At 67.4% G+C, this 12,074-nt stretch carries 15 protein-coding genes and 1 pseudogene; 11 read left to right on the top strand and 5 right to left on the bottom strand.

Going from position 1 to position 12,074, the window contains the following annotated elements:
• A pseudogene (locus ELR45_RS40795) lies at positions 1-327 on the bottom strand (LysE/ArgO family amino acid transporter); the annotation flags it as partial.
• A 74-nt stretch (positions 328-401) separates the two neighbouring features.
• Between ELR45_RS40795 and ELR45_RS12295 the strand changes: the two are divergent.
• A complete protein-coding gene (locus ELR45_RS12295; protein ID WP_129666304.1) occupies positions 402-1,421 on the top strand; it encodes a LysR family transcriptional regulator ArgP in 1,020 nt (339 codons plus the stop codon).
• On the opposite strand, the gene ELR45_RS12290 is transcribed toward ELR45_RS12295, so the two are convergent.
• The gene (locus ELR45_RS12290; protein ID WP_129666302.1) at positions 1,422-1,772 is read right to left on the bottom strand and encodes a VOC family protein; all 351 of its coding nucleotides are present in this window, start codon (positions 1,770-1,772) and stop codon (positions 1,422-1,424) included.
• Between the two features lie 132 nt (positions 1,773-1,904).
• On the opposite strand from ELR45_RS12290, the gene ELR45_RS12285 reads away from it, so the two are divergent.
• The 4 genes from ELR45_RS12285 (at position 1,905) to ELR45_RS12270 (ending at position 4,895) form a co-directional block, all read left to right on the top strand.
• On the top strand, positions 1,905-2,423 hold the full coding sequence (locus tag ELR45_RS12285) for a TetR/AcrR family transcriptional regulator (RefSeq protein WP_129666300.1): 519 nt from the start codon (positions 1,905-1,907) through the stop codon (positions 2,421-2,423).
• Between the two features lie 26 nt (positions 2,424-2,449).
• On the top strand, positions 2,450-3,109 hold the full coding sequence (locus tag ELR45_RS12280) for a nucleoside/nucleotide kinase family protein (protein WP_129666298.1): 660 nt from the start codon (positions 2,450-2,452) through the stop codon (positions 3,107-3,109).
• 205 nt (positions 3,110-3,314) lie between these two features.
• The gene (locus ELR45_RS12275; RefSeq protein WP_129666296.1) at positions 3,315-4,388 is read left to right on the top strand and encodes a sigma-70 family RNA polymerase sigma factor; all 1,074 of its coding nucleotides are present in this window, start codon (positions 3,315-3,317) and stop codon (positions 4,386-4,388) included.
• 33 nt (positions 4,389-4,421) lie between these two features.
• Positions 4,422-4,895, top strand: coding sequence for a hypothetical protein (locus ELR45_RS12270; RefSeq protein WP_129666294.1), 474 nt, complete (start codon positions 4,422-4,424; stop codon positions 4,893-4,895).
• 89 nt (positions 4,896-4,984) lie between these two features.
• On the opposite strand, the gene ELR45_RS12265 is transcribed toward ELR45_RS12270, so the two are convergent.
• Together ELR45_RS12265 and ELR45_RS12260 are read right to left on the bottom strand one after the other, a co-directional pair.
• Positions 4,985-5,548, bottom strand: coding sequence for a hypothetical protein (locus ELR45_RS12265; protein WP_129666292.1), 564 nt, complete (start codon positions 5,546-5,548; stop codon positions 4,985-4,987).
• Entirely contained in the window at positions 5,505-6,380 is an 876-nt protein-coding gene (locus tag ELR45_RS12260) for a hypothetical protein (RefSeq protein WP_129666290.1), read from the bottom strand. The genes ELR45_RS12265 and ELR45_RS12260 overlap by 44 nt, the downstream gene beginning before the upstream one ends.
• Before the next feature lie 147 nt (positions 6,381-6,527).
• Between ELR45_RS12260 and ELR45_RS12255 the strand changes: the two genes are divergently transcribed.
• Positions 6,528-7,757: a GNAT family N-acetyltransferase gene (locus ELR45_RS12255; RefSeq protein ID WP_129666288.1), complete on the top strand. Its 1,230-nt coding sequence runs from the start codon at positions 6,528-6,530 to the stop codon at positions 7,755-7,757.
• 152 nt (positions 7,758-7,909) lie between these two features.
• On the opposite strand, the gene ELR45_RS12250 is transcribed toward ELR45_RS12255, so the two are convergent.
• Positions 7,910-8,308: a MerR family transcriptional regulator gene (locus ELR45_RS12250; protein WP_129666286.1), complete on the bottom strand. Its 399-nt coding sequence runs from the start codon at positions 8,306-8,308 to the stop codon at positions 7,910-7,912.
• Positions 8,309-8,490: 182 nt separating this feature from the next.
• On the opposite strand from ELR45_RS12250, the gene ELR45_RS12245 reads away from it, so the two are divergent.
• The 5 genes from ELR45_RS12245 to ELR45_RS12225 all read left to right on the top strand — a co-directional run.
• The gene (locus tag ELR45_RS12245; protein WP_129666284.1) at positions 8,491-8,877 is read left to right on the top strand and encodes an ArsR/SmtB family transcription factor; all 387 of its coding nucleotides are present in this window, start codon (positions 8,491-8,493) and stop codon (positions 8,875-8,877) included.
• Entirely contained in the window at positions 8,877-9,371 is a 495-nt protein-coding gene (locus ELR45_RS12240) for an SRPBCC family protein (RefSeq protein ID WP_129666282.1), read from the top strand. Before ELR45_RS12245 ends, ELR45_RS12240 begins: the two co-directional genes overlap by 1 nt.
• Positions 9,368-9,931: a dihydrofolate reductase family protein gene (locus ELR45_RS12235; RefSeq protein WP_129666280.1), complete on the top strand. Its 564-nt coding sequence runs from the start codon at positions 9,368-9,370 to the stop codon at positions 9,929-9,931. Before ELR45_RS12240 ends, ELR45_RS12235 begins: the two co-directional genes overlap by 4 nt.
• A 269-nt stretch (positions 9,932-10,200) precedes the next feature.
• On the top strand, positions 10,201-11,145 hold the full coding sequence (locus tag ELR45_RS12230) for an aldo/keto reductase (RefSeq protein ID WP_129666277.1): 945 nt from the start codon (positions 10,201-10,203) through the stop codon (positions 11,143-11,145).
• A 91-nt stretch (positions 11,146-11,236) separates the two neighbouring features.
• Positions 11,237-12,074 (top strand): arginase family protein (locus ELR45_RS12225; protein ID WP_165367705.1); only part of this gene is annotated, 838 nt, incomplete at its 3' end.

Below are 12,074 nucleotides of genomic sequence, written 5' to 3'. Positions count from 1 at the left end.
GACGGCGCTCCGGGTACCGGGAGCGCGGTCGCTGGCGGTCATCGCGTGCGGGCTCATCGCCCGGCGGGCGGCGAGCACACCATAGATCACCAGGAACGCCGCCCCACCGTATCGAGCGACGCCGGTCGCCGCGGGGAAGGATGCCAGCAACGTTCCGAGCCCGGCCACTCCGGCCGTGATGAGCAACGCGTCGGCGACCGAGCAGAGCGCGACCACGGCCAGCACATGCTCGCGCCGTAGCCCTTGCCGGAGGACGAACGCGTTCTGGGCACCGATGGCGATGATTAATGTGAGCCCGGTGACGAATCCGGTCGCGAGGCTGGTCAGCACAGGTCACGACGGTAGGCGCAGACTCTAAGTTAAGCCAGCTAATCTTTCTAAATGTCCATTAGAATGGCTTAATGATTGGGATTGACCTGGCACATCTGGCCGCCTTCGCGGCGGTGGTGGAAGAAGGCAGCTTCGAGCTGGCCGCCCGCCGGCTGCACGTCACCCCGTCGGCGGTGAGCCAGCGCGTGAAGGCTCTCGAATCCCGTATGGGGCGTGTCCTGGTGCGCCGGACCAGACCGTCACGGCCCACTGAGGCCGGGCAGGTGCTGGTGCGGCTCGCCGGTCAGGTCGCGTTGCTGGAGAACGAGGCCGTCGCGGAGGTATCCGGGGACGCGGTGCGTGGCGAGGCGGTGGGCGGTTCCGGCGGTGCTGCCGTGCGGCGGCCGTTGCGGACGCCGGTCGCTGTCAACGCGGACTCGCTGGCGACGTGGTTTCTTCCTGCGCTGGCCGCGGTGCCGGTGGAGCACGCGGTAGCGTTCGACATCCGTCAGGAGGATCAGGACCATTCGGTGGCGCTGCTGCGCGACGGCTCCGTGATGGCGGCCGTGACCGCTGAGTCACGTCCCGTGCAGGGATGCCGGGCGGAGAGCCTGGGATCGATGCGATATCTGGCGGTGGCGTCGCCGGCCTACCACCGGCGGTACTTCACCCGGGATGCAGGGGGCGACGATGTCGACGGTGCCGGGGGTGACGGCGGACGTGCCCGGCCTGTGGATGGGTTGTCGCGGGCGTCGGACGGCCTGCCGGCGGAGGCGTTCGCCGCCGCGCCGATGCTCGTTTTCAATCGCAAGGACGCCTTACAGCAGCGGTTCGTCCAGTCGGTGACCGGGCAGACGCTGGACCCGCCGGTGACCTACCTGCCGTCGTCGCAGGGGTTCGCCGAGGCCGCTCGCCTGGGTCTGGCGTGGGGAATGGTGCCCGAGCAGATGGCTCGCCCCGCGATCGCCTCCGGTGAGCTGGTCGAGCTCGTCGAGGGCAGGTGGCTTGACGTGCCGCTGTACTGGCAGCGCTGGCGGCTCGAGTCTCGCGCGTTGGCGGCGCTCACCGCCGCGGTCACGGACGCGGCGGCGAGCGCGCTGCATCGGTCCTGATCAGCCCGTCGCGGTGCTCTGGTCGAAGATGTGGATGGTGTTGCCCGCGGGATCGCGGAAGGTGGCTGCGCGGCCGCCGGGCATGTCGAACTCCTCACCGACCCAGCTGACGTTCGGGTGCTCCTTGACGAACGTCGCGACGTCCGCCACCTCACAGAACAGGCCAGACTTCCAACGCGGGCCGTCGTCCGGCGGGACATCGAGCATCAGTTGCACGGGTGATCCGGGGAGGTCGAAGGCGACGGTGGCGTCGCCCTCCCGCCAGGACTCGTCCAGGCCGAGCTCGTCCCGGTAGAACGTGAGGGCCGCGGGGAGATCGTCGACCGCTTGATACATGAACATCAGCTTCATGACGGGAAAGCGTAATCGGATTACGGAATCCCGTCAATCGGTTACACTCAAGGTCAGATTTCCTGGTTGACCGCCGTTCGCGGTTCGGGATGAGTGTCGTTCTGCTGCGGCGATGATGGAGACGGAGGCCTGATGCCCGAATGGATCCCCGTTCCAGGGTCCGCCAAGGCGCGGCTGATCGAGGCGGCCCTGTACCACTTCGAGCGCGCCGGCTTCGAGGCGTGCAACGTGACCGAGCTCGCAGCGAAGGCGGGCGTGACCACCGGCTCGCTTTACCACCACTTCGGTTCCAAACTGGGCCTGTACACCGTGGTCCGCGACGACATGGAGAAGCGCATCACGGACCGGATGGAGGGTGCGGCCGCCGCCGTCACGGACTCTGGCGGGCCGTCCAGGTCCGCCGTTCGGGCCGCGTTGTTGGTCGCGTTCGACGCGGCGGTGCGTTTCGACGCGTGCCGGCTGCTCGGTGGACCGCCGATGGTCGACGCGCCGGACCCGATCGAGGACACGATTCGGTCGTTGATCCCTGCCGACCTCAGGGTGGCGGCACTGGTGCTCGCCGCCGCTTGGCGGGCCGCACTGCTGAGCGTGGCGGACGGTGCTCCGGCCGAGTCGGCCCGCGTCGCGCTTGAGTACACCTTGCGGGACTGACTCAACGCGCGTGGCAGGATCGTCGGATGGTGATAGCACGCGAGACGGCCGTCCTGTCTCCAACGGGTGCCGAGCTTGCCGAGCTGGCGGAACGGGCCCGCCGGCCGAACCGGCGGAGCCTCATCGGCGTGGTCGGTGTGCCTGGCGCGGGTAAGTCGACGTTCGCCGCGGCCCTGGTCCGTACGATCGGTGCCAGTGCAGTGAACGTGCCGATGGACGGATACCACCTGGCGGATGTCGAACTGGATCGGCTGGGGCTGCGCGGCCGGAAAGGGGCGCCGGAGACCTTCGATGCGTACGGCTACGCGGCATTGCTGTCCAGAATCCGGAGCCGGCCATCGCACGTCGTCTACGCGCCGGGATTCGAGCGCGAGCTCGAGCAGCCGATCGCCGGGGCGCAGCCGGTCGGGCCGGCGCCCGACGTCGTCGTCACGGAGGGTAACTATCTCCTGCTGGACGAACCAGGCTGGCGTGAGGCGCGGGCGTGCTTGGACGAGGTCTGGTACGTCCATACCGATGAGGAGATCCGCTCGCGGCGGCTGATCGACCGGCATATCCAGTTCGGGAAGTCGCCCGACGAGGCGGTCATATGGGTGCAAACGGTCGATTCCCCGAATGCCCAGCTGATCGAGGCATCCCGGAAAAATGCCGATTTGCACATTGATCTCTCCTCCTGGAATGCCTGATTACCCCTCCCGCCGAGTGCCCGTCAGGTTGCCCTGAGCTGGCGATATGTCCTCAACCGGGGTGCCGCTGGGTGGGAGGTGAGGGGTGCGCGTAAGCGTTGACGGTCAAATCATCTAGCTGTCAAGGGCTAGAAAGGTGGGGCAAATCACGGCAGACTAAGACACGCCCCAAGGGCAGACGCCCAGGGTCGGAACCCGACCGGAGGTGGTGCCGGTGGCGTTCACTACCGCCGCGCGCGCAGCAATACCATCGCAAAGACGGCCGGTGGGCGGAGAACATTCCGTCGCGGGCGTACCCAGGTGGCCGCGAACGGATTCGGAACCCGACGACGCTCACAGCGTCGCCACTCTCCGTGACGGCGAGGCGACCGGCACGAGCCAAGACCTTGTCCGCCGATATCTCGATGAGATCGGGCGGGTGCCGCTATTGACGGCAGCGGACGAGGTCTCCCTGGCCCGGGCCATCGAAGCGGGTGTGCTCGCCGAGGAACGGATCGCCCAGAACGGCTCCGTTGATCCCGACTTCCATGACCTCCACGAGCTGGTGCGGATCGGGCGGGCGGCCAAGCGACGACTGATCGAGTCCAACCTGCGCCTGGTGGTCTCGGTCGCCCGCCGATATGCCCGGCGGGGGATGTCGCTGCTCGACCTGGTTCAGGAAGGCAACGTGGGCTTGATGCGGGCCGTCGAGCGGTTCGACTACGCCCGCGGCTTCAAGTTCTCGACGTATGCGACGTGGTGGATCCGGCAGGCGATCGGGCGAGCGCTCGCCGAGCAGAGCCGTACGATCCGGTTGCCGGTCCATGTCGTGGACGAGCTGAACCGGATCCTCCGCGCGCGCCGGGTCATGTGGCAGACATATGCGCGCGAGCCGACCAATGAAGAGCTTGCCGAGCTGTCCGGAGTCGTCCCCGGGCGGATCAAAGAGCTGCTGACGTTCGTCGACGAGCCGATCAGTCTGCAGACGCCGGTGGGGGAGAAGGCCGAACAGTCCTTCGGTGAGCTGGTCGAGGATACCGACGAGCTGTCGCCGGCCGAGATCGTGGCACAGGCGATGCTCCGTGATCAGGTCATGACCGCGCTGTCCTGCCTGAGTGAGCGGGAGCAGTGCGTGGTCCGGCTCAGGTACGGACTCGACGACGGGCGAGTCCGGACGCTGGAAGAGGTCGGGCAGGTGCTCGGCGTGACCAGAGAACGGATCCGGCAGATCGAGCGTCGTACGTTGAGCAAGCTGCGGCAGGAGGAGTCCGCGGTCGAGCTGCGCGAATACCTGCGCTGACAGCCGGGATCCGCCGGCGAATAGAGTGGTGGCGTGCAGCTACGTCGACGTCAGGTTCCGGTGATGGAAGGCTTGGAGACCGGCGAGCGGGTTCTCGCCGAGGCGGAGGGCCCCGACGGCCGTATCGCGGCGACCGACCGGCGGCTGGTCTGGCCGTCGGGCTCCATCGCGTGGCATGAGATCGAGCGTGCGTCCTGGGAGAGCGACGCGGAACGTCTGCTCGTCGAGCCGATCGCGACGTCGCCACACTCGCAGCCGTACAAGTTGCCGGTCACCGGGCCGGGCCGGCTGGTCGACGTGGTCCGTGAACAGGTCACCGGCAGCGTCATCATCAGCAGGCACATCCGGCTGGAGGGGCGGCGCGGCGTTCGCGTGACCGGCCGCCGCAAGGCGGACGGCGAGCTGGTCTGGAACGCCGTTGTCGACTCGGGGCTGGATCCGGATGACGAGCACACGCGGGCCAGGTTGGATGCTGCCGTGTCCGCGGTGCGGAGCGAGGTCGAGTAGGAGAAGGAGAGACCTCGTGCGCTGGGCACGCTGCCGCCGTAGCTGCCTCGTCCGCGCGTGCCGTGCCGCTTCCGGCGCTGCGTTCCTGCTCAGGCCCGGTTCAGGAACCCGATGACGGTCGCTCCCCACCAGCTGATCTGTGACGCCAGTGCCAGCAGCAGCCCTGCGCGGACCAGCCCTCGCGGCCGGCCGTGGCCGGTCGCCGACAGCCGCCGCTGCATGCCGTAGGCGAGCACCCCGACCAGGCCCGCGACGGCGACCAGCCCCATCTTGATCTGAGTCGCCGGCCCGGTCAGGTCCGGCTCGAGGAACACGCCGGAGAGCAGCAGGCCGGTCAGGCCGAACCAGATCGGGACGGAGAGTGCCCCGGCCGTCGCTACCACGGACTCCAGTGAGGTGTGGCCGAGCTGCCAGCGCAACCCGAACCAGTCCACCACCAAGACGCTGCCGAGTCCGGCGACGACACACGCCAGATGGACGAACTGCGCGGCGTTGTAGAGGGTTTCCGATGGCTGGACGATCTGGCTCAGCGCGACGACGGTTGCGATTGCTGCCAGCACGCCGATGGACAGAAGGATCTCGGTCCGCGCTCTTGGGACCGGCTTGGGCTTACTCGTCTGCTCCAGAGCAGGCAGGAGCTTGTTCCAACTCATCACGGGCCTCATTGAAAGCGTTGATGTTGGTTGGTGCGTTTTCCCATGCCTCGACCCACTGGTCCTGGGCCTGGTCTGCCGTCATGTGGCCGTCCGCGTGGTCTGCCATGGCCTGCAGATGTTCCTCCCAGTCGCCCATCGCGTCGGTAGCGGCGGACGCTGCGGATTCGGTGCGGTCGGCTCTGACCAGACATTCCTCGACGTCGGCCTGGAAGCCCTCGGGGGCCTCGATACCGGCGAGGTCATCGCATCCGGAGAGCTGGTTGTACGTGGACGAGACGGCCTCGAATCGCTCGAGGTCGCCCGGGCCGGCCAGACGGGTGCGTTTCCAGATGTCCCGGGTCTCGGCGTCGGTGTTGCGCCCCTCGAGGAGGTCGGTGCGGGCGTTGATGTGCTCGGACCAGTGGCCGACGCCTGTCTTGGCCTCGGTGACGACGGCCTGGCCGGCGGTCAGCTCGGTGGCGCACGCCTCGATCGCCTCAGCCGCCAGCCGCTCGCCGTCGCCGTCGCTGTCGGCAACCTCGTCGGTCACATCGTTGTCGGTCACGTCGTCGTCGTTCGCTTGACTGGTCTCCGTCGGGTCCGTCCGGCCGTCGTCGTGCTCACCGGCGCCTGGGCTCGCGTCGTCGCTCGGCTCTTCGACCGGGTCATTGGCCGGTGGCGAAGTGTCGGTCGTGGCATCAGACGACGGCGACGAGCCGTCGTCGTTCGAAACGAGTGCGATCGCGGACCAGCCGACGAGCGGTATCGCGATGGCTATGGCGGAAATGACGACGACGCGGCTCGCGCCGTTGCGTCGCCTCCGATGCCTCCTGTGCCGTTGCCTTGGCAAGGTCCCCCCTCGCTTGCGTCGGTCCCGGGGCATTCTTGCATAAACACGCAAATACTGGAAGAAAACGATCATCTCGGGCATTCGGGCGGGTGATCCGCGCCGGGAATTCACTGGTCGCCGGTGCCCGAAGTGCGTTAGACAGGGACAGTGGCGAATGATCTGACACTCCGCACCTGTACCCCCGATGACCTGCCTGAGCTTGCCTCGCTCATCTCCTCAGGGTTTCTGCGTGACGCGCCGAACGAGGAATGGCTCGAGGCTCGGCGACCGATCTTCGAACCGGACCGGACGCACGTGATGGCGGACGACGGCCGCTTGGTGGGAACCGCCGGCGTGCTCACCAGAGAGATGACCGTCCCTGGAGCGGTGCCACCTGTCGCGCACGTCACCGCTGTGGTCGTGGCGCCGACGCACCGTCGTCGCGGTGTCCTGACGCGGATCATGGCCGAACAGCTGCGCGCTGTGCGAGAGCGCGGCGACGAGCCGATCGCCGCGCTCTGGGCCAGCGAGGGCGGTATCTACGGGCGGTTCGGTTATGGCCTTGCATCATGGAACGTGGTTTATGAGATCGCGCCCTTGGAGACCGGCTTTCAGGGCGAGGCCCTGGCCGGCCGGCTCCGCCAAGGCGCGCCTGCCGACATGCGGAAGGTGCTGGCCGACATCCACGACCGTGCGCGCGCGGAGCGGCCCGGCGTGTCGTCGCTGTCCGATCAGCGATGGGAGCACCGCACGCGTGACCCGGAGGGCGGGCGCCACGGGATGACCGCGGAACGAGCCGTCGTCTACGAGGGTGACTCGGGTGCTGAGGGCTACGCGACGTGGCGCACCAGACCGAGCTGGGGAAACCGCGGGCCACAGGGTGAAGCCCTGGTCACCGAAGTGATAGCGGCCACCGACGAGGCTTACTCCGCGCTGTGGCGGTTCCTGCTCTCGATCGATCTGGTGCGGGTGGTCCGGTGTGAGTTCGCCGCCGTGGACGAGCCGCTGGCGCATCTGGTCACGAACTCGTACGCGCTAGGCGCGTCTGTGCGTCCCGGGCTCTGGGTCCGGGTGGTCAATGTGCCGCAGGCGCTGACCACCCGTCGTTACGCGGCCCCGATCGACGTCGTGCTGGAGGTCACCGATGCGATGCTGCCTGGCAACGCCGGACGCTGGCACCTGACCGGTGACCGCGAGTCGGCGTCGTGCGAGCCTACGACGGCCGAACCGGATGTGAGCATGGACGTCCGCGAGCTCGGCGCCATTTACCTCGGGGGTACGACGCTGCGCTCCCTCGCCGCAGCCGGTCGCGTGGGCGAGCATCGCCCCGGAAGTGTCGCGGAAGTGTCGACGGCGTTCGGCTGGGACCGCGCGCCGTGGTCACACGAGATGTTCTGAAGGAGGCCGGCCCGTCGCCTGGGTGATCGCGGCGTGCGCGGATGGGAGGGGTCAGGGAACGGCGGGGAGGGAGAGATTCTCCCTCCCCGCCTACTCTGGCCACCGGAAGCGGGATGACACGTCATCACCGGTGTGAGGCCATGCGTGGGCTTCTACGTCAGTACTTCTTCGGCAGCTGCGTGTTCGGAGGCCGACAGGGTCGACTTGTACCAATCGATCTTGCCGCGGATGCGCTGCTGCTGGGCACGTAGGTGTGCGATCTTCTCCTCGACCGAGGCGTCGTGACTCTCGAGCAGCGATACTCGTGCAGGGACGTTGTCCTCACCCGCTCGGCAGAGCTCGGCGAAGCGGAGCATATCGGCGATCGGCATGCCCGTGTCGCGCAGACATTGGAGTATGCCCAGCCAGCCCAGGTCATCATCGCTGTAGGTCCGCCTGCCGCCGACAGTCCGCGCAATGTCCCCAAGGAGCCCGATGCGTTCGTAGTAGCGCAGTGTATCGAGGCTGAAGCCGGTCTTGTCGGCAACTTCCGATGGAGAGTACTGAGACATACGCAGAGTGTCCCACCTGGAGTGCGCTCCAGGTCAAGGTTCGACCACGCCTCGAAATCGTCAAGCCCCGTGGCCAGGGTGGCTACGGAGGTATCGTCCGCCCGCCCGGTGAACGCCTCCCTTGACAGCAGAGCTTGAGTCGCGTTTCATTTAACATGTTGGTTAAATGAAAGGGACTTTGGATGGCCGGCACTGACCAGCTCAGCGCGGTGTTCTCAGCGCTCGCGGACCCGACTCGCCGGGCAATCCTCGTCGAGCTGGCCGAACACGACGCCACCGTCACCGAGCTAACCGCTCCCCTCCCCATCTCGATGCCGGCGGTGTCGCGACACCTGAAGGTTCTCGAGCGCGCCGCGCTCATCTCGCGGACACGGTCGGGTAAGTGGCGCGGGAGCCGCCTCCAGGGCGCCCCACTGCGCGACGCGGCCGACTGGATCGATCGCTACCGGCGCTTCTGGGACTCCTCCCTCACCCGCCTCGATGCCCACCTTGCCGCGGTGCAGGCCGCCGAACGCGCAACGGACCGGATGGCCAACGACCCCAAGGTCCCTGACAACCAGGAGCTCTAATGGAAACCGAAACTCTGCAACTCGCTATCTCGCGCGTGTTCGACGCACCACGTGAGCTCGTCTACCGAGCCTTCACCGATCCGGACCACCTGGCGCAGTGGTGGGGCCTGACGGGCAACTCGCTGCCGCGCGAGGAGATCGATTTCGACGTGCGTCCCGGCGGCTATCAGCGGTGGACGGAGGTCTCTGCCAACGAGCCAGACCTTCGCATTCACATCTACGTCAACCTCACAGACGTCACAGACGGCGAACTGCTTGAGGGCGTCATGCACGTAGGCGGCCAACTGCAGGAGGGCATCGAGCCGTTCGCAACAAGATTCCGAGTCGAGTTCCACGACGAGGGCGAGGGGCGCACGCGACTCGAGATCCGCCAGTGGCTCCCACCGCACCTGGCGGGCCCCAGCGAGCAGGGTTGGCTCGAGGCGTTCACCAAGCTGGACGCCACGCTAACAAGTGCCCAGGTCGCGGCCGATCGGGAAGGTGTCGTGGCATGACCAAGCTGATCTACGCGACCAACGTGACTCTGGACGGCTACATCGAGGACGAGCGTGGCGCCTTCGACTTCGGCCCGGTGGACGCCGAGGTGTTCCGGTCCCACACAGACCTCCTGCTATCCGCGGGCACGTTCCTTTACGGGCGGCGCCTATACGAAACCATGGCCGTGTGGGAGACCGACGCCAGGCTAGCGGCACAGTCCGACCTCATGGCCGACTTCGCGACCGCCTGGCAGACAGCGAACAAGGTCGTCTACTCCACGACACTGACCGCCGCGTCGACCGCCAACACCCGAATCGAACGCCACTTCGACCCCACCGCAGTGCGCGAACTGAAGGCCGCGGCCAGCAGCGATATCACCGTAGGGGGTGCGAACCTCGCGTCCCAGGCATTCAAGGCCGGGCTGGTTGACGAGTGCCAGCTGTTCGTCTGGCCCACTGTCCTTGGTGGGGGAAAGCCGGCCTTAGCGACCGACGCGCGCGCCGACCTCGAGCTTATCGATGAACGCCGATTCGGAAACGGTGTTGTACTCCTCCGGTACCGCCCTCTGGGACGGTGACTCGCGGCCCTGTTCGATTCGCCGGGGGCGAGCCTCCATGCCGCGCTCGCGTCGGCGTGGCCAAAGGGCAGGAAGCCGCCACCGAAGCGCGCACAACGGTGTCGGACGAAACCCCCGAAGCCACCAGGGCTTGATCTGGAGTGCACTCCAGCATTCAGGCTGTCATCAGACGCCTCGGCGAACGGCGCGGTGAAGCGTCCGCGGACTCGCGGGTGAGGCCATCCCGCGCACGGGGCGTCTGAGTCAGAGGCCATTCAGGAGGGAAAGCCGTGGAGAAGCTCAACGTTGTGCTGGGAACGATGCATTTCGGCACCAAGCTGCCCGAGCGCGAGTCGCGCGAGCTGCTCGATCGGTTCGTCGACGCGGGCGGCACCATGCTCGACACCGCCGACTGCTATGCGTTCTGGGGCAGCCACACGGGGTTCGGAGGGCAGAGCGAAGAGATCATCGGCCGGTGGCTGGCCGACCGGCCCGGCATGCGCGAACGGCTGTACATCAGCACCAAGGTGGGTGCCGAGCCGACCGTCGCCGGCGGGTTTCCCGAGCGGAAGCAGGGCCTGTCGGCCGCGGCGATCAGGCAGGGGATTCAGGGGAGCCTGAAGCGGTTGGGTGTCGACCGGGTGGACATGTACTGGGCGCACATGGAAGACCGCACAGCCGACCTGCAGGAGACGGTCTCCGCGTTCGGCGATCTGGTCACCGACGGCACAGTCGGCCGGCTCGGCGTGTGCAACCATCCGTTGTGGATGGTGGAACGGGCTCGGCGGATCGCCGAGGCGGACGGGATCGCCGGTTACACGGCGATCCAGCACAGCTACTCGTACCTGCTACCGCGGCCGCTCGCGCGCATCGAGGGCAAGGTGCACCGCTTCGGCAATCTCACCGACGACATGGTCGACTACGTGCAGAGCAATGACGACATGTGGGCATGGGCCTACACGCCGCTGCTGGAGGGCGCGTACAGCAAGCCGGAACGGATGCACGAGGCGTACGACCACCCGGGAACGACGCGCCGGCTCGCGGTCCTCGACGAGGTGGCGACCGAGCTGGGCGCCACTCGCAACCAGGTGGTGCTGGCGTGGCTGACCGGCGGTGAGCCAACGATCACCCCCATCGTCGGGGTCAGCGGCGCGGAGCAGCTGGACGAGGCGCTCGCCGGCGTGGCGATGGAGCTGAACCAAGAGCATCGGGCCCGCCTCGACGCCGCGTCGTGACGGCACATTCTCATGATCATCAACGGTTAGCCCGATGATGCTGTGGCTGATCGTTGATGATCATCGGAGGAAGATGGACTAGCTTAGGTACATGTCGTGCATATCCGTCCCTTACCACCTCGATGAGCACAGGCCGACTCTCGACGTTCCGGTAGCGGCCGACATGACCGTCACCGTCGATTTCGACCCGCCCGACGGCGACACGTGGGCGCGGATGGCGCAGCTGTACCAGCGGGTGGCCGAGATGGTCGCGGACGACGTCCGTGCCGGTGAGCGTCCGATCGTGCTTTCTGGAGACTGCACGACATCGCTGGCGACGGTCGCTGGGCTACAGCGCGCCGGCCTGGACCCAGCCATCGTCTGGTTCGACGGCCACGGCGACGTGCAGACCTTGGAGACCACCACGTCGGGTTACCTGGGTGGTATGCCGCTGCGCATGCTGATGGGCTACCGACCGGAGCTCATCGGCGACACGCTCGGTCTGCGGCCGGTCGCTGAGAACCGGGTCATGCTGGTCGACGCCCGGGATCTGGACCACGCGGAGATCGAGTTCCTGCACGAGTCCGATGTCCTGCGACGGGGCATCTACGACTTCACCGCTGAATCGGTCGGCACCGGCGAGGACGTGTTCCCTGCCGCCGGCGTACCCGCGGAGGGTGGCACGCGGTCCGCGGGTGTCGAGCCTGCGGAGCCAGACTCGCTGGCGACCATGGCGCCGGAATCGACGTTCGTGCCCGACGGGCCGATATTCCTCCACCTCGATCTCGACGTGATCGACCCCAGCGATCTACCCGACCTGCTGTTCCCGGCGCCGGGTGGCCCGGGGCTCGACGCCGTCTTCCGGGCGGTGCGCCGGATCATGGAGACCGGCCAGGTAGTGGGGATCGGCGTCGGGTGCACGTGGCGTCCGGGGCATAGCGCGGCCGACC

Source organism: Phytoactinopolyspora endophytica, assembly GCF_004138495.1.
Classification (GTDB): Bacteria; Actinomycetota; Actinomycetes; order Jiangellales; family Jiangellaceae; genus Phytoactinopolyspora; species Phytoactinopolyspora endophytica.
Note: the sequence above shows the minus strand (reverse complement) of the source record. Positions and strands in the feature narration are given on the sequence as shown.

Excerpts from the sequence above, each read along its gene's own strand:
- ELR45_RS12245 (WP_129666284.1), top strand. The coding sequence starts at position 8,491 with ATGGCCGGCACTGACCAGCTCAGCGCGGTGTTCTCAGCGCTCGCGGAC.
- ELR45_RS12285 (WP_129666300.1), top strand. The coding sequence starts at position 1,905 with ATGCCCGAATGGATCCCCGTTCCAGGGTCCGCCAAGGCGCGGCTGATC.
- ELR45_RS12290 (WP_129666302.1), bottom strand. The coding sequence starts at position 1,772 with ATGAAGCTGATGTTCATGTATCAAGCGGTCGACGATCTCCCCGCGGCC.
- ELR45_RS12235 (WP_129666280.1), top strand. The coding sequence starts at position 9,368 with ATGACCAAGCTGATCTACGCGACCAACGTGACTCTGGACGGCTACATC.
- ELR45_RS12240 (WP_129666282.1), top strand. The coding sequence starts at position 8,877 with ATGGAAACCGAAACTCTGCAACTCGCTATCTCGCGCGTGTTCGACGCA.
- ELR45_RS12280 (WP_129666298.1), top strand. The coding sequence starts at position 2,450 with ATGGTGATAGCACGCGAGACGGCCGTCCTGTCTCCAACGGGTGCCGAG.
- ELR45_RS12250 (WP_129666286.1), bottom strand. The coding sequence starts at position 8,308 with ATGTCTCAGTACTCTCCATCGGAAGTTGCCGACAAGACCGGCTTCAGC.
- ELR45_RS12295 (WP_129666304.1), top strand. The coding sequence starts at position 402 with ATGATTGGGATTGACCTGGCACATCTGGCCGCCTTCGCGGCGGTGGTG.
- ELR45_RS12265 (WP_129666292.1), bottom strand. The coding sequence starts at position 5,548 with ATGAGTTGGAACAAGCTCCTGCCTGCTCTGGAGCAGACGAGTAAGCCC.